The 19,563-nt window shown below is 49.1% G+C and carries 18 protein-coding genes; 4 read left to right on the plus strand and 14 right to left on the minus strand.

Features of this window, described 5'->3' with window-relative positions:
• Nucleotides 1-150 precede the first annotated feature (150 nt).
• A complete protein-coding gene (gene trxA / locus J3369_RS18425; protein ID WP_119502691.1) occupies nucleotides 151-477 on the minus strand; it encodes a thioredoxin TrxA in 327 nt (108 codons plus the stop codon).
• Between the two features lie 100 nt (nucleotides 478-577).
• Here trxA and rhlB point away from each other — a divergent pair, with 100 nt between their 5' ends.
• Nucleotides 578-1,861 (plus strand): ATP-dependent RNA helicase RhlB, encoded by a 1,284-nt coding sequence (rhlB, locus tag J3369_RS18430; RefSeq protein WP_349589681.1) that lies wholly within the window; start codon nucleotides 578-580, stop codon nucleotides 1,859-1,861.
• A 5-nt stretch (nucleotides 1,862-1,866) separates the two neighbouring features.
• Nucleotides 1,867-3,378 (plus strand): Ppx/GppA phosphatase family protein, encoded by a 1,512-nt coding sequence (locus tag J3369_RS18435; protein ID WP_303575653.1) that lies wholly within the window; start codon nucleotides 1,867-1,869, stop codon nucleotides 3,376-3,378.
• A 76-nt stretch (nucleotides 3,379-3,454) separates the two neighbouring features.
• On the opposite strand, the gene hemB is transcribed toward J3369_RS18435, so the two are convergent.
• The 7 genes from hemB to tatA are packed head-to-tail and all read right to left on the minus strand — an operon-like array spanning nucleotide 3,455 to nucleotide 9,007.
• Complete coding sequence (hemB, locus tag J3369_RS18440; RefSeq protein WP_349589684.1) at nucleotides 3,455-4,453, minus strand: porphobilinogen synthase; 999 nt, start codon at nucleotides 4,451-4,453, stop codon at nucleotides 3,455-3,457.
• A complete protein-coding gene (locus J3369_RS18445) occupies nucleotides 4,450-6,348 on the minus strand; it encodes a diguanylate cyclase (protein WP_349589686.1) in 1,899 nt (632 codons plus the stop codon). Before J3369_RS18445 ends, hemB begins: the two co-directional genes overlap by 4 nt.
• 8 nt (nucleotides 6,349-6,356) lie before the next feature.
• Nucleotides 6,357-7,136 (minus strand): TatD family hydrolase, encoded by a 780-nt coding sequence (locus J3369_RS18450; protein WP_349589688.1) that lies wholly within the window; start codon nucleotides 7,134-7,136, stop codon nucleotides 6,357-6,359.
• A 1-nt stretch (nucleotide 7,137) separates the two neighbouring features.
• Entirely contained in the window at nucleotides 7,138-7,659 is a 522-nt protein-coding gene (locus tag J3369_RS18455; protein ID WP_349589691.1) for a hypothetical protein, read from the minus strand.
• Between the two features lie 50 nt (nucleotides 7,660-7,709).
• A complete protein-coding gene (tatC, locus tag J3369_RS18460) occupies nucleotides 7,710-8,468 on the minus strand; it encodes a twin-arginine translocase subunit TatC (protein WP_349589693.1) in 759 nt (252 codons plus the stop codon).
• Nucleotides 8,469-8,768, minus strand: coding sequence for a Sec-independent protein translocase protein TatB (gene tatB, locus J3369_RS18465; RefSeq protein ID WP_119502699.1), 300 nt, complete (start codon nucleotides 8,766-8,768; stop codon nucleotides 8,469-8,471). It lies immediately after the preceding gene.
• Nucleotides 8,768-9,007, minus strand: coding sequence for a Sec-independent protein translocase subunit TatA (tatA, locus tag J3369_RS18470; protein WP_119502700.1), 240 nt, complete (start codon nucleotides 9,005-9,007; stop codon nucleotides 8,768-8,770). The genes tatB and tatA overlap by 1 nt, the downstream gene beginning before the upstream one ends.
• A 194-nt stretch (nucleotides 9,008-9,201) precedes the next feature.
• Here tatA and J3369_RS18475 point away from each other — a divergent pair, with 194 nt between their 5' ends.
• A complete protein-coding gene (locus J3369_RS18475) occupies nucleotides 9,202-10,158 on the plus strand; it encodes a hypothetical protein (RefSeq protein ID WP_349589697.1) in 957 nt (318 codons plus the stop codon).
• Between the two features lie 56 nt (nucleotides 10,159-10,214).
• Here J3369_RS18475 and ilvN read toward each other — a convergent pair whose 3' ends face one another.
• The 6 genes from ilvN to J3369_RS18505 form a co-directional block, all read right to left on the minus strand.
• Nucleotides 10,215-10,712 (minus strand): acetolactate synthase small subunit, encoded by a 498-nt coding sequence (ilvN, locus tag J3369_RS18480; RefSeq protein ID WP_119502702.1) that lies wholly within the window; start codon nucleotides 10,710-10,712, stop codon nucleotides 10,215-10,217.
• Nucleotides 10,712-12,430 (minus strand): acetolactate synthase 3 large subunit, encoded by a 1,719-nt coding sequence (locus tag J3369_RS18485; protein ID WP_349589700.1) that lies wholly within the window; start codon nucleotides 12,428-12,430, stop codon nucleotides 10,712-10,714. Before J3369_RS18485 ends, ilvN begins: the two co-directional genes overlap by 1 nt.
• Nucleotides 12,431-12,652: 222 nt before the next feature.
• Nucleotides 12,653-13,024: a MaoP family protein gene (locus J3369_RS18490; protein ID WP_349589702.1), complete on the minus strand. Its 372-nt coding sequence runs from the start codon at nucleotides 13,022-13,024 to the stop codon at nucleotides 12,653-12,655.
• A 177-nt stretch (nucleotides 13,025-13,201) separates the two neighbouring features.
• Nucleotides 13,202-13,693 (minus strand): DUF4442 domain-containing protein, encoded by a 492-nt coding sequence (locus J3369_RS18495; RefSeq protein ID WP_349589705.1) that lies wholly within the window; start codon nucleotides 13,691-13,693, stop codon nucleotides 13,202-13,204.
• A 104-nt stretch (nucleotides 13,694-13,797) separates the two neighbouring features.
• Nucleotides 13,798-15,384, minus strand: coding sequence for a tetratricopeptide repeat-containing sulfotransferase family protein (locus J3369_RS18500; RefSeq protein WP_349589708.1), 1,587 nt, complete (start codon nucleotides 15,382-15,384; stop codon nucleotides 13,798-13,800).
• A 50-nt stretch (nucleotides 15,385-15,434) separates the two neighbouring features.
• Nucleotides 15,435-17,906, minus strand: coding sequence for a TonB-dependent receptor (locus tag J3369_RS18505; RefSeq protein WP_349589711.1), 2,472 nt, complete (start codon nucleotides 17,904-17,906; stop codon nucleotides 15,435-15,437).
• 637 nt (nucleotides 17,907-18,543) lie between these two features.
• Between J3369_RS18505 and add the strand changes: the two genes are divergently transcribed.
• A complete protein-coding gene (gene add / locus J3369_RS18510) occupies nucleotides 18,544-19,563 on the plus strand; it encodes an adenosine deaminase (RefSeq protein ID WP_349589714.1) in 1,020 nt (339 codons plus the stop codon).

The following is a 19,563-nucleotide window of genomic DNA, read 5'->3' on the forward strand; positions in this document are numbered from 1 at the left end:
TTACATTGTCAGCTTATATAAGTGATAGCGGTAATATGCTGTTATGTCCATTACCGGTTGTTGAGATGGATCAAATTGCAGAAGAACAGAGTATAAAAAAACCTGCCGGCAGACCGGCAGGTTTTTCTGATTCGGATGTTCCGTTAACGATTAAAGGTTTTCGTTCAGGAACTCTGTCAGTTGAGTTTTTGACAATGCGCCAACTTTTGTAGCGGCAACATTACCGTTTTTGAACAGCAGTAAAGTTGGGATGCCACGAATGCCATATTTTGGTGGCGTTTCATTATTTTCATCGACATTCAACTTACCAACTGTTAATTTGCCATCAAACTCGGTCGCAACTTCTTCGAGAATTGGTGCGATCATTTTACAAGGGCCACACCACTCGGCCCAGAAGTCAACCAGCACAGGACCAGCAGCATTGATAACATCTGCTTCAAATTTGTCGTCAGTTAACTTGATAATTTTGTCGCTCATTCTTTTCTCCAATATTTGGTCTGCTGCTGATTTGTCTCAGCTTTACCATTAGTGTTATAAGAAACCGTTTTTTAATGCAAGCACAGATAAGCTATAAGCTATGCAAACAACACATTTAACTGAAACACATTTTTCCGACTTGCCCATCAATACCAAAGTTGTTGAGGCATTGAAGTCTGCAAACTTCACTCATTGTACTCCAATCCAGGCACTTGCTTTGCCGCCCCTGCTAGAGGGACTGGATATCGCCGGTCAGGCACAAACCGGTACGGGCAAGACAATGGCATTTCTTGTCGCAACTTTCCACCACCTGTTGGAAAAAGCGCAAAATGACGCCAGTAGTCAATCCGGACCGCGCGCCATCATCATGGCACCTACCCGTGAACTTGCGGTTCAAATTTATAATGATGCCAAGCCGCTCAGCGAGCACTCCGGACTGTCACTTGGTCTCATTTATGGGGGCGAAGGATACCAAAGTCAACGCGAATCGCTAGAAGAAGGGGTAGATATTATTATCGGTACGACAGGACGCATTCTTGATTACTACAAACAAGGTGTGTTCTCGCTGGATAATATTCAGGCTGCCGTACTCGATGAAGCGGATCGCATGTTCGATTTAGGCTTTATTAAAGATATCCGTTTCCTGTTCCGCAGAATGCCTGCTGCCACTGAACGCCTGAGCATGCTGTTCTCAGCAACGCTGAGCTACCGCGTACAGGAACTGGCCTATGAGCATATGAACAACCCTACTCACGTGCAGGTTGAACCGGAGCGCAAAACAGCCACCCGGGTGTCTGAAGAACTGTTCTACCCGTCAGATGAAGACAAAATGCTTCTTCTGCTTACCCTGCTGGAAGAAGAATGGCCGGATAAAGCCATTATTTTCGCAAACACCAAGAGCGGTTGTGAGCGGGTTAACGACTGGCTGGCAGCAGATGGTTACCGTGTTGGCCTGTTAAGCGGCGATGTTCCGCAGAAAAAGCGTCTGTCGATCCTTGAAGACTTCACCAAGAACAATCTCGATATTCTGGTTGCCACTGACGTTGCCGCCCGTGGTCTGCACATTGATAAAGTGACCCACGTATTCAATTACGACCTGCCGGACGATGCGGAAGATTACGTGCACCGTATCGGTCGTACAGGCCGTGCAGGAGCCAGCGGTGCCGCTATCAGCTTCGCCTGTGAAAAGTACGCACAGAACCTGCCGGCGATTGAAGAATATATTCAGCATGCCATTCCTGTTACCGAATTTGACAGAACCGCATTACTGGATGATGTGACTGCACCGAAACCCCGTCGCCGGCGTACTCCGACTAACCGGAATTCGTCCCGTCGTGGCAACAGTCGCCGCAACAGCAACAATAAGAAACCGTCAAACCAGTAAAATCTATGCAGCCAGAACTTCAACATGATGCGGTTGTTCACGGCGAGTATTACGCCGCCGTGGACCTGGGTTCCAACAGTTTCCACATGGTGGTGGTGCATGTCGTGAACGGCAGTGTGCAAATCATCGGTAAAGTGAAACAGAAAGTCAGGCTGGCTGCCGGTTTAAATGACGATATGGAACTGGATGAAGTCAGCATGGAGCGTGGCTGGCAGTGTTTACAGACATTCGCCGAACGCCTGCAGGATATTCCCCGTTCCAATGTAAAAGTGGTCGCTACTGCAACACTGCGTCTGGCAGTAAATGCCGCGGATTTCATTCACAAAGCAGAATCCATTCTGGGCCACAAGCTCGAAGTCATCAGCGGTGAAGAAGAGGCGCGGCAGATTTATCTCGGGGTTGCGTATACCTCCGCGAATCAGGGCAATTCCCTGGTGATTGATATCGGCGGCGCGAGCACCGAAATTATCATTGGCAATGATATGCACCCTATCCACCTGGTCAGTCTGGATATGGGATGTGTCACGTTCATGGAACGGCACTTCCCTAAAGGCCAAATCACCCGGGCCAACTTCGATAAAGCACAACAGAAAGCCAACGCCCTTCTGGACAGCGTGGCTGATACCTTCCTGTGCTTTGACTGGCATAACTGTCTGGGCGCATCAGGTACACCACAAGCCATCACAGAAATCCTGGTCGCACAGGGGATCAGCGATGCTATCCGCCTTGATTACCTGTATAAACTGCGTGATGAATGTATCGCATGTGGTCATATCGACAACCTGAACATCAAAGGACTGGAAGAGTCCCGCAAGCCGATTTTCCCCAGTGGCCTGGCGATTCTGATCACCCTGTTCGAGCGCCTGAAAATCCGTGATATGAATATTTCCGGCGGCGCACTGCGGGAAGGTCTGATTTACGGCATGCTGGATAACCTCCAGGAAAATGACCGCCGCAGCCAGACCCTGAATCATACTATGAAGCGGTATCACATCGACCGCCACCATGCTGAGTCAGTGCGGGGCCTGGCACTGCGCCTGTGTCATCAGTTATGTGCGCAAACCAGTTTGTGCCACCTTGATACTGAAGCCGTGCTGGGGGCTGCAGCAACCCTGCATGAAATCGGCCTGCATGTTGAGTTTAAAAAGCATCATGAGCATGGTGCCTACCTGCTGACGTATATCGATTTGCCCGGTTACACCAAACTACAGCGTGTGGCGATACGCGACCTGGTAAAATGTCACCGCCTCGCAATCAAGTCAGACACTTTTTCTCATTACCATGAAGAAGTAAGGCCAATGCTGGAAGGCTTGTTACGGGTGTTAAGAATTGCCGTTGTGTTGTGTCTGCGTCGCCAGAACAAACACATTCCGGAGGTAGAACTGAAAGTGGACGGTGATGACTGGACACTGATCCTGCCACAAGGCTGGCTGGCGGCCCATCCGCTTATTAACGCTGAGCTGGCCAACGAAACCTGGTTACAACACCGTGCGGGCTGGAAGCTGCATTGTCTGTAACCGGTATTTACCGGGCGAAGTAAAACCGGCCTGTATCAGGCCGGCAGTCTCAGATGTGTCAGCGGGCGGTAGATATTCAGCCCTTCAGTAACTGCGCAGCCTGCGGCGCAAAGTAAGTCAGAATGCCATCTGCACCGGCCCGCTTAAATGCAAGCAGCGATTCCAGAATAACTTCATCTTCCTTCAACCAGCCATTAGCAAACGCCGCTTTGTGCATAGCGTATTCGCCGCTTACCTGATAGGCAAAAGTCGGCACCTTCAGCTCTTCTTTACAACGACGGACAATATCCAGATACGGCATGCCGGGTTTCACCATGACCATGTCTGCGCCTTCCTGCAGATCCATGGCAATTTCGTGAATAGCTTCATCGCTGTTTGCAGGGTCCATCTGATAAGTTTTCTTGTTACCGCCTTTGATGTTCGCAGCAGAGCCCACAGCGTCCCTGAAAGGACCGTAATAGGCTGACGCATACTTGGCAGCATAAGCCATGATGCAGGTGTTGTGGTGGCCGTCAGCTTCAAGGGCATTGCGGATGGCACCAATTCTGCCATCCATCATGTCCGACGGAGCCACGATGTCAGCGCCGGCTTCAGCATGCGACAGCGCCTGCTTTATCAGCGCATCCACGGTGATGTCATTTACCACATACCCGTCTTTATCGATGATGCCGTCCTGTCCGTGGGAAGTAAACGGATCCAGTGCCACGTCAGACATCAGCATCAGTTGCGGATAAGCGTCCTTTAACGCACGCAGTGCCTGCTGTGCCAGTCCCTGCGGATTCCACGCTTCTTTCGCACAGTCAGTTTTCAGCTCCATAGGCGTAACCGGAAAAGGCGCCAGAGCGGGGATCCCAAGGTCGACCCACTTACCGGCTTCTTCCACCAGTAAATCCACAGATAAACGTTCAACGCCCGGCATGGAAGGCACAGCTTCCCGCTGGTTTTTGCCCGGCAGAACAAATACAGGGTAAATCAGATCTTTTACCGTGAGCACGTGCTCTGCGACCATATCCCGCAATGCGTCCTGACTTCTGAGGCGGCGCATTCTTTTTGCCGGGAAAGGTGAAAATGTCATGATGATTCTCCAGAAAAGATTTCCGCGACAACCTGATTCCGCCCGTTTTGCTTAGCGCGGTACAACAGGCTGTCTGCGTACTTCAGTAAATCGAGTTCGTGTGCTTCACGCTGAATAACGGCACATGCGACACCGGCGCTCATCGTCAGCTGAATAACCTGGCCGTCAATTTCAACCGGCGTCTGCTCAATCATTCTGCGCATGGATTCCACGACTTGTCGGGCACCCTCAATGTCGGTGTTAGGCAAAATAATGCCAAATTCTTCACCGCCATAGCGGCATACATCGTCTGACGAACGGCGTAACTGTGATTGCAGTAAACGGGCAATATGACAAATACAGGCATCACCCGCAGCATGTCCGTATTCGTCATTAACCGACTTGAAGTGGTCGATGTCAATCATTGCGAGGCTAAGCTCAGTTTGTTCACGACGACTGCGCCGGCTCTCTGCCAGCAAGCGTTTATCAAAGTGCCTGCGGTTACGGATCCCTGTCAGTGAGTCGATGCTGTTAAGGCGCTCCAGTTCTTCGTTGGCCTGTGATAATTCGCGCAGTGCAATTTCCAGCTCCAGGGTACGTTCCTGCACCTTGTATTCCATTTCATCGGCATACTGACGCTGAATTTCCACCAAATCCTCCCGCGCCTGTGCAGATAGTTTTTCCTGCTCAAGGGCTTTACGGGACGATTCAAAGGCGGTTTCTTTTTGCTGGCTGTATCCAATGGCGATAATAAACGTCAGCAGTAAAGTTTCTACTGACGCCCCGAGCATCAGCAAATAATTGGACGGTATACTGGTGCTGAATACCCCCAGATTATCCAGGCTGGCAGATAAACCGCTGACCAGCAAAATACTCCAGGCAAAAGAATAGTACCTGGCGATGGTGTGCCCCCGCATGGCAAGCCAGATACCGATGGCCAGGGTAAAAATAACCACCAGCCCCAGCATTACCAGAAACACTTTGATAAGCCATGCATAGGGCAGAAACAGGCTGACAATGACATTTAACCCGAACAGGGCTGCCACCGCTTTCAGTGCTTTATCAATTTTCCGGCTATGGGAAGAAACTTCCAGTAAGGAGCGGGAAAACAGCATGGCAAACATAATGGCAGCATTGGCACAAATAGCGACGGCCCGTTGTTCAAACCAGCCCCACTGCGGCCACAAATACGCAAAGGCCTGACCGTTCAGAGTCGCCAGCGTCAGCGACAGCGAAATGACGTAAGCGGTGTAAAGTAAAAATGTGGCACTACGGGTGGTCAGAAAGAAGAAAAAGTTGCTTACCCCGATGGCCAGCAGGAAACCGAAGAACGCCCCCATCAGGTGACTCAGGCTGGAGGTATATTCGATGAATTCTGTCTTATTCCACACACGCACAGGCAATCTTACTGCCCCTGATGTTTTCACTTTCAGCACCACATCCAGCTGTGCGTAGCCCGCCGGGATGGTAAATAACATGGAGGGGTGACGTATATCCCACTCTGTAAACGGCAACGCATCGCCGCCATAAAGAGTCGCTACAGGGCCGTGCTGTTCAGGCGTAAAAAAAGAGACTTCTATGTTGTCCAGCAGCGGATAAGCCACTTCGAGTAACGCTTCTTCAGATAAAAGCGCATCACGTCTGACAGAGAAATTAAACCAGTGTACACCGTCCTGCATACCCAGATTTACCGGGTTGCTCACAGGCGTCCAGTCTACGGCGGCTATTTCGGAGTAACTTTGAATGGAAAAAGCAGATGCTGCTGACGAAGTATAACGAATTTCAGAAATGCGCTGCTGTTGATCGTCGGCGCGGATGTAGGGTTGCACAACATAAAGAAACAAGGCAACAACGGCCAGCGTTATTGCGATCAGCCACTCATCGTACCGGCGGACCATCCCCGTGTTCAATTGCATTTATTATTCTACCTTGCAACTTTGAATACCCTGCAAGTATTAGCATAACTGTTTTGTGCCAACTCTTCATAACTTATTTCTGTCAAATCAGCCAAATACCTACCAATTGATGAGATAAAAGCAGGTTCATTATTTTTTGACTTCGGACGATGATTTTTCGGAAATAAATAAGGCGCATCGGTTTCTAGAATTAACCGGTTAAGGGGTAACTGCTTCACCGCTTCTCTTAAGTCTCCGCCACGTTTCTCATCACAGACCCAGCCGGTGATACCGATATACAGACCCCGGTCGAGATAGGCCTGCATGGCGTCATGGTATCCGGTAAAGCAATGGGCAATGCCACCGGCCAGTTGCCCTTCAACACTGTCCAGACAATCTAATTGCAGTGCGAAAGCATCACGCTCGTGAAGATAGACAGGCTTATTATGTTTAACCGCAATCGCCAGTTGCCGGCGAAAGACCGATTCCTGAACATCACGGGGGGAAAAATCACGGTTAAAGTCGAGCCCGCACTCACCTACAGCAACAACACCCGGACAATCAAGGCGCTGTTCCAGACCGGTAAAGTCATCCTCTGTCATAACCTTAGCGTTATGCGGGTGACAACCGACGGTATAACAAAGGTGTTCAGGATAACGTTGATAAAGCGCTTGTGCATCATCCCACTCATCAGGCTCAGTGGTGATGATACAAAGTTTATCGACCCCTGCTTCTACAGCGCGGGCGATAACATCGTGGGGATTAAACCGGCGGTCAAGGAGGTTGACGCCGGCATCGAACCATTTCAACTTACTTGATCCGGCGTACGCCAATTCTGCCACTGGCGCCGGACTTCTTCAGATAGAAAGCGCCCAGTGCACCACGCTCCACCATTACGGTATCGCCTTTGCGGAATTTGTAGTTCACATCATCGGAAGTCTGACGCCAGACCATACCACTATCCAGCGTGATAATGTAGTCACCCCGCGGGCTGGTCGACACATCCGTAATAGTACCGGACATATTTTCAGGCAGATTCTCTGCCGCCAGGCGCTGTGCTTCCAGACCAAAGTCATCTTCCGTAATTTGTGGCTTGCTGGCAGTGGTAACCGGCTGACGCTTGGGTTGCTCGCTGGCAATGTCATCAACAGACTTGCCTGCTCCGGCATAGATGTTCATTGAACCGGCAACGGCGTCATAACAGATAAGACGTTTCAGGTCGTTTTTTTCGTTTTTACAAGCCTGCATGGCTTCAGTAACGGTTTCAGCCTGCGCCGTAAGTGATAAAGCGCCAATGAGGGCCACACCGGCCAGTTTTATTTTTGATTTCATTATTATTCCTTACTTGTCATCTTCAGATCGTCTGTCCCGATCTGTCTGAGCTAAATTGACTCAGAGTCGGACGATTGCTCGTCCTCATCATCTTCTTTTTTACCTGCGTAAAATCCACCGACGATGACGCCCACTTCAAATAAGAACCACATTGGAATTGCCAGTAATGTCTGGGAAATAACATCCGGAGGTGTCAGCAGCATGCCCAGTATGAAGGCACCGACCACCACGTAAGGACGTTTAGCCCGCAGCGTTGCCGCATCGGTCACGCCTGTCCAGCATAACAATATGATGGCAATCGGGATCTCAAATGACACCCCGAATGCGAAAAACAATTTAAGTACGAAGTTCAGATAACTGGAAATATCCGTACTGACGGTTACCCCTTCAGGCGCCACACTGTTAAAGAACGCAAAGGCGATAGGGAAAACCACGAAATAGGCAAACGCCATCCCCGCATAAAATAGCAGTGTGCTTGAGAATAACAGCGGCGCGACCAGCTTTTTCTCATTCTTGTATAAGCCCGGCGCGACAAAAGCCCAGACCTGATAAAGCACATAGGGAATAGCAATAAAAAATGACAGCACCAGCGTAAGTTTAAACGGTGCAAAAAACGGTGATGCAACATCCGTTGCAATCATGGATGTGTTTTCCGGCATCGTGCTCAGCAAAGGCTCAGCCAGAAGACGGTAAAGATCCTGAGCGAAATACGCCAGACACAAAAACACCAGCAGCACACTTGCCAGTGCGTGCAAGACACGGTTTCGCAGCTCAATCAGGTGCGAGATAAGAGAGTTAGCGTCAGACATTTACTTCTTTTTATAAGGTTCCTGCACGGACTTCGCGGCATCTTTAAGTTCATCGACGCTTTCTTTAAGTTCCGGCGCAATATCTTTAAGGCCCTGTTGCTCAGCCTTTTTCAGATTTTCATGCAATTCATGCACACGTAACTGGTGTTCCACTTCCTGCTTGAAGCCTGTTGCCATATTACGCACGCTGCGCACTGTTTTGATGGTGGAGCGCATTGCGCCGGGTAAACGTTCCGGCCCCAGCACAAGTAGTGCCAGCACTCCAATCACCAATAATTCCCAGAAGCCAATGTCAAACATCAGGATTTTTCTTTAACGTCTGCCTTGGACTCTGCTTCTACAGATTGCGCCTCGTTTTTGTTTTCAACGCGCTTTTCCTGTGAGAAATCAGCATCTGACTCTTCATCAGTTACTGCTTTCTTAAAACCTTTTACTGCACCACCAAGATCGGAGCCAATGCTCTTGAGTCGCTTGGTGCCAAACAGAAGAACAACAATCACTAAAACAATCAGCAATTGCCAGATACTAATTCCACCCATCAAAAAATCTCCTTTACATCAAGACCCACAGTATGCCACCGCAATAAGAACCTTTCACGACATAATTTACAATTGTGAGGTGAACCGTTTCATCTTTACGTTTTTATACTTATTTAAACTTTTGACGAATGCCTGATTTCACTTCATGCTAAAAACTGGATAGGAAGCCCGGGTCTGAAACCCTGAATTAATTTATGTCATGTATCGTGTTGTTACTGTGTGTTGCACTGCCCCGGCTGTCAGACGGAGACGTTGAGCGTCTTCCGGTTGAACAAAGCCAGCAGGCAGAAGCCGGTACAGATGAAAAACTCTGGTTCGATAACTGGCAACAGGAGCTAACCCGCTCCATGGACTACACCGCACGGCAACTCGACAGCTTTTTTGCTCTGGAAGGCAGTGACGCTTACCGTGATGCCAGGGCCGAAGGCCGGGTGAGCCTGGGCTGGGAACCCAGAACGCGGGACCTCAGTGAAATGGATTTACGTTTCCGGATCCGCGTAAAACTGCCGGCGCTGGAAGACCGCGTAGACCTGGTGCTCAGCGATAACGAAGATAACGATAACCAAAATACCATTAAAGCGGCAAGAGACCCGGTTGCCCGGAACCGCGATAACACAACCATCGCCCTGCGTTACCGTGCCAGTGACAATGCCAGAATGTCGTACCGTATCGGTACCGGCCGGCGGGGGCAAATTTATGCGAAAGCCCGTTTTCAGGATATGGCGCCGCTCTCCGATACAGTCGCCCTGTTTTACGACGCTGAAACCTATTATTACAACCGCGACGGACTGGGTGCTGAAATAGGAGCAACATTTCAATATCTCAGCCACGACGACCATGTATTCCGCTTCAACAACCGTTATTACTACCGCGATGAACACGAAGACTGGTTGTGGCGGCACGAACTGCAATATCTGCAACCGCTGACTTCACATTCCGCCGCTATCTATACCCTGTTTACAGAAGGACTGACAAAACCGTCAAACGAGCTCAGTGAGGTGTACACCAGCTTCCGCTACCGCATGAATCCCACCCGTGACTGGCTGTTTTACGAAATAGAACCGTTTATTTTATGGCTGAAGGAAGAAGATTTTAAACCTTCGTACGGGCTGGCTTTACGGGTGGAAGTGTATTACGGCAAAGGGGCATAAAAAAACCGGTATCACAGGGCGATACCGGTTTTGTCGTTCTTTTCACTACCGCTGATTTATGGTCTCAGCGCACGTTCACCGCGGGCTAATCCGCATACGCCGGTGCGGGATGATTCGATAATTTCTGCACATTCACCCATTGCAGACGCGAAAGCATCCAGCTTGTCTGATGTACCTGTGATTTCAATGGTGTAATTGCTGCCGTTTACATCAACAATACTGCCACGGAAGATATCACTGGTGCGCTTCACTTCAGCGCGGATCTCTTCAGTCCGTGTAGCCACTTTAATCAACATCAGTTCACGTTCTACGTGGGTGCCGTCGGTTAAATCGACCACTTTAAGCACGTCGATGAGTTTGTTCACCTGTTTGGTGATTTGCTCAATCACTTTATCATCACCGTGAGTGGTAATGGTCAGGCGAGACAAACTGGGGTCGTCTGTTGCGGCAACACACAGTGAATCAACGTTATATCCACGTTGTGAAAATACGCCCACGATACGTGACAGTGCGCCCGGCGCGTTTTCCATTAATACTGAAATAATTCTTCTCATCAGGTTCGCTCCGTTTTGCTCAGGCGCATGTCATCCATTGCACCGAATTTCACTTGCATTGGATAAACGTGTTCGTTCTGGTCTACAGCAATGTCCATGAATACCAGTCTGTCGGTATAGCTGAAACATTTTTCCATCGCGGCGTCGAGCTCATCGAGACGATCCACTTTGATACCTACATGGCCATAAGCCTCTGCCAGCTTCACAAAGTCAGGCATTGAGTCCATGTAAGAATGAGAGTGACGACCTTTATAAATCATATCCTGCCACTGACGTACCATGCCCAGCGCACGGTTGTTCAGAGAGATAATCTTCACCGGTAAGTTGTACTGCAAACAGGTAGACAGTTCCTGAATATTCATCTGAATACTGCCGTCACCGGTTACAACCACTGAGGTCGCTTCAGGGTGTGCGAACTGTACGCCCATGGCTGCCGGTAAACCAAAGCCCATGGTGCCCAGACCACCGGAATTGATCCACTGACGGGGCTTTTTATAAGGATAATATAAAGCAGCAAACATCTGGTGCTGACCCACGTCAGAACTGACGTACGCATCGCCGTTGGTGTGCTTGTACAAAGCTTCGATAACACGCTGAGGCTTAATTACCGTATCGCCCTGTTCGTACTTCAGGCACTCACGGCCGCGCCACTGGGTGATTTGTTGCCACCAGTCGCTGAGCTTTTCTTTCTGGCCGGAGAAATCCACATCAGCCAGTTGCTCAAGGATCTGATCAAGCACTTTATCCACACTGCCAACAACCGGAATGTGCGCATTAATGGTTTTTGAAATCGATGCAGGGTCAATATCCACATGAATGATTTCAGCATGAGGACAGAACTTTGAAACGTTGTTGGTAACACGGTCATCAAAACGGGCACCCAGTGCAATTATGCAGTCTGAATTGTGCATGGTTTTATTGGCTTCCAGTGTACCGTGCATTCCCAGCATACCGACGAACTGTTCATGGGTACCCGGCATAGCGCCAAGCCCCATCAGCGTGCAGGTTACCGGTGCATTCAGCATCTCAGCCAGCTCAATAACTTTACCGGATGCCTCACAGGCAACAGCACCACCACCCACGTACATCACCGGACGTTCTGCTTTAAGCATAGAAGCAACGGCTTTTTTGATTTGCTTCATATGGCCCTTTTCAGTGGGGTTATACGAGCGCATAGCCACTGACTCAGGGAATACGTACGGATGGGAATCCTGAACGTTTACAATATCTTTTGGCAAATCAACCACTACCGGGCCCGGACGGCCGGAGTTGGCAATATAAAAGGCTTTGGCAATGGCTTCAGGAATATCAACAGCCCGTTTTACCAGAAAGCTGTGTTTAACGATGGGGCGGGAACAGCCCACCATATCCGTTTCCTGGAATGCATCCTCACCAATGAGTGATGACATTACCTGACCGGACAATACCACCATAGGAATAGAGTCCATGTACGCAGTAGCAATACCGGTAATGGTATTGGTTGCGCCCGGACCAGAGGTGACGAGGACTGTGCCGGTTTTGCCAGTTGAACGTGCATAACCATCCGCCATATGGGCGGCCGCCTGTTCGTGACGTACGAGGACATGTTTGACATCATCCTGCGCAAACAGCGCATCGTAAATGTCTAAAACGGCACCACCCGGGTAACCGAACACATGTGTGACTCCCACATCTTTTAGCGCTTCAACCACCATGGCAGCGCCTGACATCATTTTCACAGTCAAATCTCCTGTATTATGGATTTGTGTCTCGTAACCTTATTAAAAATATATGCGGAATATACCGTAGCGCGGACTATAACGAAGGCATTAGAAAGATAAAACAAAAAAATGGCTAAAAGTGAGACATGTATCCCAATATATAGAATAAATAGGATGAATATCCCCATTTAGCTTATTTTACAGCCAAATATAGGATGGCGGTTACAACTGATTTACAAGTTAATCGTCATCTAACACGATATCGGTGTCGTCCGCAGTGCCACCATCGTCAGATTCTGTCAGTGCAACTTTTTTGGAGCCATAGATTGAGGCGGCTTTAGGTCGGTTAATACGTTTCTGGTACTTTAGCCACACTTTTTCTTCTGGTGAAGCCGGTTCGGTCTCACCATGAGCAACAGCAATGAAGCGCATATCCTGATCCGTTTCAGGTGTCAGCTTTCCATCTACCAGTGCTGCAATCACACTACCATTTTCTGCGAGAATTTTCGCTTCTTTTATCGAAAAATCGCCGGAACGTGCAAATCCGTAGGGATAATGCTTTTTATCCATAAACGGGCGCTTTATCAGACTATCACGAGTACTATTCGTCATACTAAAACCTGTTTGCTGCAATACTATTTGAGAACGGTTTCAGGCCATGTCACTCAGGCAACAGAGCCACTAACAAAACTTGTGCTTTTCGCATCACAACAAATAGTTTTTATGACGTTGGATGTCAAACAAAAAAAGCGGCACCAGCCGCTTTTTACACAGATCTTAATATTACTGTCATTTTTTCTTTGGCACCCAGGCCCAGCACATTTCACAAATCACCGGTTCGATGTGGTTTGCATCAGTCACCTTAACCTGAACAAGCACCTCACCTTTTTCTTCCGTCTGCATAAGAGCTATTTGTTCCGCAGTCAGCACCGCTTCTGCTTTCATATCGCCTTCAGCCCGCTTTACGTACTTCAGGTTCATGTATTTGATTAGCGGGAGTTTGTCTCCCGGCAGATTCACCCCGACGATAAAACCCGTGGCAGATTCCGCCAGCAAGCCCATGGCCGCAGCATGCACACTGCCAATGTGATTCTGAACCCGCTTACGGTTTTTAATCTGAAACGTGACCGAGGTGAGATCTGAAGCAAGAATATCCAGTTTAGCCGTGCCCGCGAGTTTAACCGTATGGCGGAACATAGCAGTCATCAACCGGCGGCTGATAAAGGAGGGGTATTTATTTGCTTTTAAAGCAAACTGTCTCAGTGGATTCGGTTTTGCCATCTTGCTTCCCTTATTCTGGTTAGACCAGTGAGAGTAGCCGCTGGTCAGATGAAAATCAAGTCATCCGACCAGCTTATGTGGCATGCACCAGCGCTCGCCGATATTCAGTAAGGCACACCGTTTTTCTCAAACTGAGCAGCCAGGTCTGTAAGATGCGCTTTGTATCTGCGCCAGTTTCCTACTGACTTTGCATTGATGGCTTCTCTTACCTGTACTTTACTGGCCGTAGATACCGGTTTATCGTTTTGCTCCACGTGCAAACACTTTTCCTCCCAGGGCAAACCGCAAAACCTGAGCAGCGTTTTAATTTCTCCGGCAGGGTCTGCAACCAGCGCTTCATAGGATTGCAGGTATATCTGATCAGGCGCCTGTTTTGCCCACCGCTGCATAAGATGGTAAAACCGGGTATACACCCGCCCAATCGTATCAATGTCATAGGCATAGCTGTAGTAAGGGCTGTTTATTGAAAACAACTGACGAAAGTTACCGGTACAGGTATCCATGGGATGACGGAGCATACACACAATGCGTGCCTGCGGCAGTGCTTTGCGTATAAGCGGTATATAAAAGAAATTAAATGGCAGTTTATCAACCAGATATGGCTTGCCGCCGGTAAGATGAGCGGTACGCTCAAGGTAGCGATTCCCCATGGCCGCGCTGTCTGCCTGCATCCCTTTTGTCAGCGTTTCAGCATCAAGCACCACTTGTGAGGGCGTGCGTACAATTTCTTTCACGCTGACCCCGAAATCCTGTAACTCACCGCCTGAAGCCACACGGGTATGGTTCGACAAAATACGCTCTGCCAGCGTAGTACCCGAACGGGGCATGCCGGTGACGAATAACGGGGTGTGCCGGCCTGTTACCGGTTGCGTGTTTACCGGCGGCTCAAGGTCAATGCGCTCCAGCATGTCGAATACCGCAGAAAAGTCGCTGTCATGATGCGGCAGTGTTGCCAGTTTTTCTGATTTCGCCCGCTTAAGAAGCGTAAACGCCTCGCCGTATTCCTTTTTTGCTTCCCATTCCTTCGTCAGTGCATGGGCCACATGCAATCTGCCGTCAATATCAGGGGGTTGACGCTCAGCCAGCCTGGCATCCAATGCTTCCAGCGCGGCTATCCTGTCCGGATTATCCGGGCTGGTTTCCAAGTCAGACAAGGCGAAATGTGCCTGACTGTATGCGGGCGCAAGGCGGATTGCCGTTTCAAATGCTTCCTTAGCCCGGCCAAAATCACCGGCGAACTTGGCAGAAACACCGGTATTGTAATAAAAAGCAGGATTATCCGGTGCCAGCTGAAGCGCTTTTTCAAAATAGTTAAGCGCAGTTTGATGATCACCCGCACGGCTTAATGCCACACCGGTAGTGTCCAGAGACAGAGCATCATCAAGTGCAGAAACCGGCGCGTTTGCCGCAGCGGCTTTCGCCTCTGTCATGTTGCCCTGAAGGGCATAACACTTCGCCAGATAAACATAAGTTTTTGCCGTTCCGCCAAGGCTCACGGATTTTTCCAGCAGGGCTGCTGCCTTGCTGATTTGCATCAGTTCAATGTGAATAATACCCAGCAGGAAATAGGCTTCTTCAAAGTCACCGGTTTGCCTGATGGCCTGCACAAGCGCCTGGTGTGCCTGCGGGTATTGTTTGTTGTTAATTGCCTGCTTCGCAGTCAGTAAACAGTGTTCTCTTATTTCCATCATAAAAAATAAAGGCACCTTAGCGGTGCCTTTAGCCTAACATAAACCATCCGTTACAGTTCGAACTGATAGTTGAATTTCAACCCGACGGTGCGTGGTGTTAACACGTAGTGGCCGTAGTTACGTAATAGTTCGGTACCGTTAGGTGTCATGGAGGCAAACGTCGCCAGTCCCATATCACCGCGGTCACGACGTACCGAAGTATAAGCGTACTTGTCGAACAGGTTATCAATGTAGAAAGTGACACTCCATGCATCGTCAGACAACTTCGCGTTGAAGTTACTGACTGCATAACCCGGCAGTGCCTCACCATTCTGGCGCAGGCCAACCGTCGAGAACACGTCATCCTGAGCGGTTAAGCCGTAGTTAAGATCCAGCATCTTGCCGTCCAGAACTTCAGTGGCGTAGTTTACACCGAATGAGAACTGTTGTTCAGGAGAACCCGGCAGGCGGTCGCCATCTTTACCGTCGTAGTAATCCTGCAATGCACTGCCCTGCTCTCCAAACACACCGAACAGGAATGGCGCATCAGCAGTCAGCCTGGCAATGGTTTTTGAATAGGTGGCGTAAAGGGTGATGTTATCGGTTGCCAGTGCACGCACCGAGATTTCAGCACCTCTGGAGTTAGCCCCTTCGGCATTCGTGGTAATGGGTTGCTGACCGTTAATGGTCGCACCGCCTACCTGTGCATCATCCCAGTCCACGTTAAACAGGGCAAGATTCAGCTGCAAACGGTTCTTAAAGTAGCTGCTCTTCAGGCCGAGTTCGTAGTTGGTAGTGGTATCCGGCTCGTAATTTTGCTCATCAGGCAAAGCACAAACAATCTGCGTGGCGATATCATCAATATCAGACGGGCAGGCACCAACACCGTTAGCACCACCAATACGGAAACCTTCACTTATGGTCACATAACCCATTGTGTTGTCATCGAACTGATAGCTGGCATTGAATTTAAACAATGTGCCTGAATCATCCGCCGGTGCAGAACTGTAATCCAGTTCAATGGAGTCTTCACCGCGACCTTCAAACACTGAGTAGTACAACGGTAAGTCTATAGCAGAGGCTGACTCGATGTCGTACTGATATGCACGCATACCCAGTGTCACATTGAGCTTTTCATTCACTTCGTAGCTGACTTCACCGTAAAACGCTGACTCCGTAGTTTCTGTGTTGCTGACTGAGTAGTATTCCAGCGAATCAGGACGATAGTTCCCGCCAACTTCCCAGACATCAATGGCATATTCATCAAAGCCCGGGGTAAATTCTTTACTGTAGCCGTCGTATTCCGTTTTATTGTAGTAGAAGCCTGCAATCCAGCTTAACGGGCCTTCCGCCTGTGAAACCAGACGCAATTCCTGAGTCAGAATTTTACGCTCATCCACTTCTTCGGTGTAGGCAGAAAACGCAGGAAACTCTTCATAGCTATAGTCCAGACGGATGAGCAGGTCGGTCTGATCCCGCTGACCAATTGCATCGAATTGGGAATAGCCGGTAGCAGATACCAGTTCAGCAAAACCCAGATCCGCTTTCAGCTCAAGGCTGAGTAATTCATCTTCTTTCTCACGGGGCTCTTCGTAGCGGTAAGCCGATTCATAGGGACCAATCACATCGCTCAGCGGATTATCAGCAGCCAGCGCATCAAATTGTGTAATTGAGCGTCCTTCAACTTCCTGCTTCTGATAGAAGTAGCTTAAAGTACCGTCAAGCCAGTCGTTCGGTACCCAGCGCAGCGCTATGCGGGCAGTTAACGTGTCTTCTCCGTTGGCATCTTCAACGCGGCGTAGATTTTCTGATACTGCCGCATCGTCGTTCCAATCCGGATCAGGCAGAGATACACCGCCTTCCCGCACTACGTAGTTGTAATCCAGAAAGCCCGGATTATTGAAATAGTTAAGCGACATGCGCACACCCATTTCACCGTCGATCAGCGGCGCGTTGAAAATAAAGCCGCCTTCACCGCCTAAAGAATCGCTTTCGCTGACGCTGTATGCATCTCCGAATACCTCTCCTGAGGTGAAATCCAGATCCACCGCTTTCGGAATATAACGGATAGCCCCGCCCAGTGTACCGGCCCCGTATAAGGTTCCCTGCGGACCAATAAGTACTTCAACACGGTCAACGTCAATAAGACGCATGTTCAGAAATAAAGGAATTTCACCGAAGTAAGTGGCGACCGTGCCACCATCAGAACTTGGACCGGAAGAATTGGTGTTCAGACCACGCACAATAACAGGAGAGTCAGAGCGACCGCCCTGATCGGTTACTGTCAGGCCGGGCACCCAACGGGCAACGTCATCGAGATCTTCAATATCCTGCTGAGCCATAACATCTGAAGTCAGTGCAGAGATATTAATCGGCACCTCCTGCAGTGAACCGCTGCGGCGGGTTGCAGTAACTTCAATCTTTTCGATTTGTTTTTCTGTGGCCTGAGCTTCCTGGGCCAGAACCTGCGGCGATGCCAGTGCCCCGGCAATAGCACCGGCTATAGCGGAATATACAAATCCGCTACGGGGAAATGATTTCATGTTTGTGTGTTCTCCTGAAACCGGATACGTCGTCCGGTCTGATGAATCTTGCGCTTGCAGACTTCACTTTGTTCACCCCGTACAGTGCGGAGTGAAACATAAAAAAGTGTCGCCGGGCGTGGCAACCGTATTGGCATACCGTTGCATATCACCCGAAGTGCACGTTTTGTGCCGTCTGGTTGTTTAATTTTACTGGAAAAGCTACGCCACAAACACTTAAAAATGAATAAAAATGCATATAAATGGAAAGATAATCTTCCAACACTATCCGTTCCGGCTGACCGCACCACACCGGCACGCCGTATAAGACATATCAAGCAAGACTTTCGTGCAACTTTAGCGGTTATTGCACCAGCATCGCGCGTCAAAAATTGAATAAAAATTCATTAATAAAATGTTAACGTGAATAAATCCCTGAATGTTTAATTTGTTTACCTGCCTTTTCTACGTTGAGTGGCAGCGGCAAGCTGAGTCCGGCAGCGTGTTCACTGCTTTCACGGTAGTCCCCGAAATCCCGGACACATTTAAATCGTGACTTCCTGCTAAGTCTGACCCGGTCAGGCTCAGTTTTTGCTGAGTTTTTTCTGACTATAAAACAGAACTGTTGTTTCCTACTCATTATCAGGTGGCGGTATTTATGGAATTAAGACCCTTTTTAGAAAAGTTGCCCAAGGCAGAGCTTCACGTACATATTGAAGGCACACTGGAGCCGGAATTAAGTTTCGCTCTGGCGCAGAAAAATAATGTGTCGTTACAGGCTAAGACACCGCAGGAAATGATTGCAGCTTATAACTTCCATGACCTGCCTTCTTTTCTGGATATCTATTATGCAGGGATGAGCGTGCTGAAAGATGAATCTGACTTTTATCAGCTCACCATGCACTATCTCCGCAAAGCAGCCACGCAAAATATTGTATATGTTGAGCTGTTTTTCGACCCGCAGGCACATACCAGCCGTGGTGTGAGTTTTGATACTGTGATAAACGGTATTCACCGCGCCCGCAGTGATGCCGCTGCTGAACTGAGTGTGCAGACCAATCTCATTTTATGTTTCCTGCGAGACATGTCTGCTGAATCCGCTATGGAACACCTGATGATGGCGCAACCCCACCTGGATAAAATCATTGGCGTGGGGCTGGATTCTGACGAAAAAAATAACCCGCCGGCTAAGTTCAGCGCTGTTTTTGAAAAAGCCCGTAGTATGGGCCTGAAACTCACCATGCACTGCGATGTAAATCAGGATAATACTCTGGAGCACATCCGGCAGGTGATAGAAGATATTGGCGTTGACCGCATAGACCATGGCGTCAACATTCTGGAATCTGAGGCATTATGTAACCTTGCCAGAGAAAAAAAGCTGGGACTGACCGTATGTCCTGTATCCAACCGCTTTGTAGTGCAGTCACTGACCTCTGCTGAAATCAAAAAGATGCTGCAATACGGACTGATGCCGTGCATCAATTCTGACGATCCGTCTTACTTTAGGGCTTATTTGAATGAGAATTTTATTGCCCTTCAGGAAGAAGGTGACTTTACCGTTAAAGAGCTGGTGACACTGGCAGAAAACAGTTTCAAAGCGAGCTGGTTACCGGATGCACAGAAACAGGCATACCTTGCAGATTTGCAGGATTATGTGTCGGAATATCAAGAAATATAG

The organism is Alteromonas sp. NFXS44 (assembly GCF_040148705.1).
Taxonomy (GTDB): Bacteria; Pseudomonadota; Gammaproteobacteria; order Enterobacterales; family Alteromonadaceae; genus Alteromonas.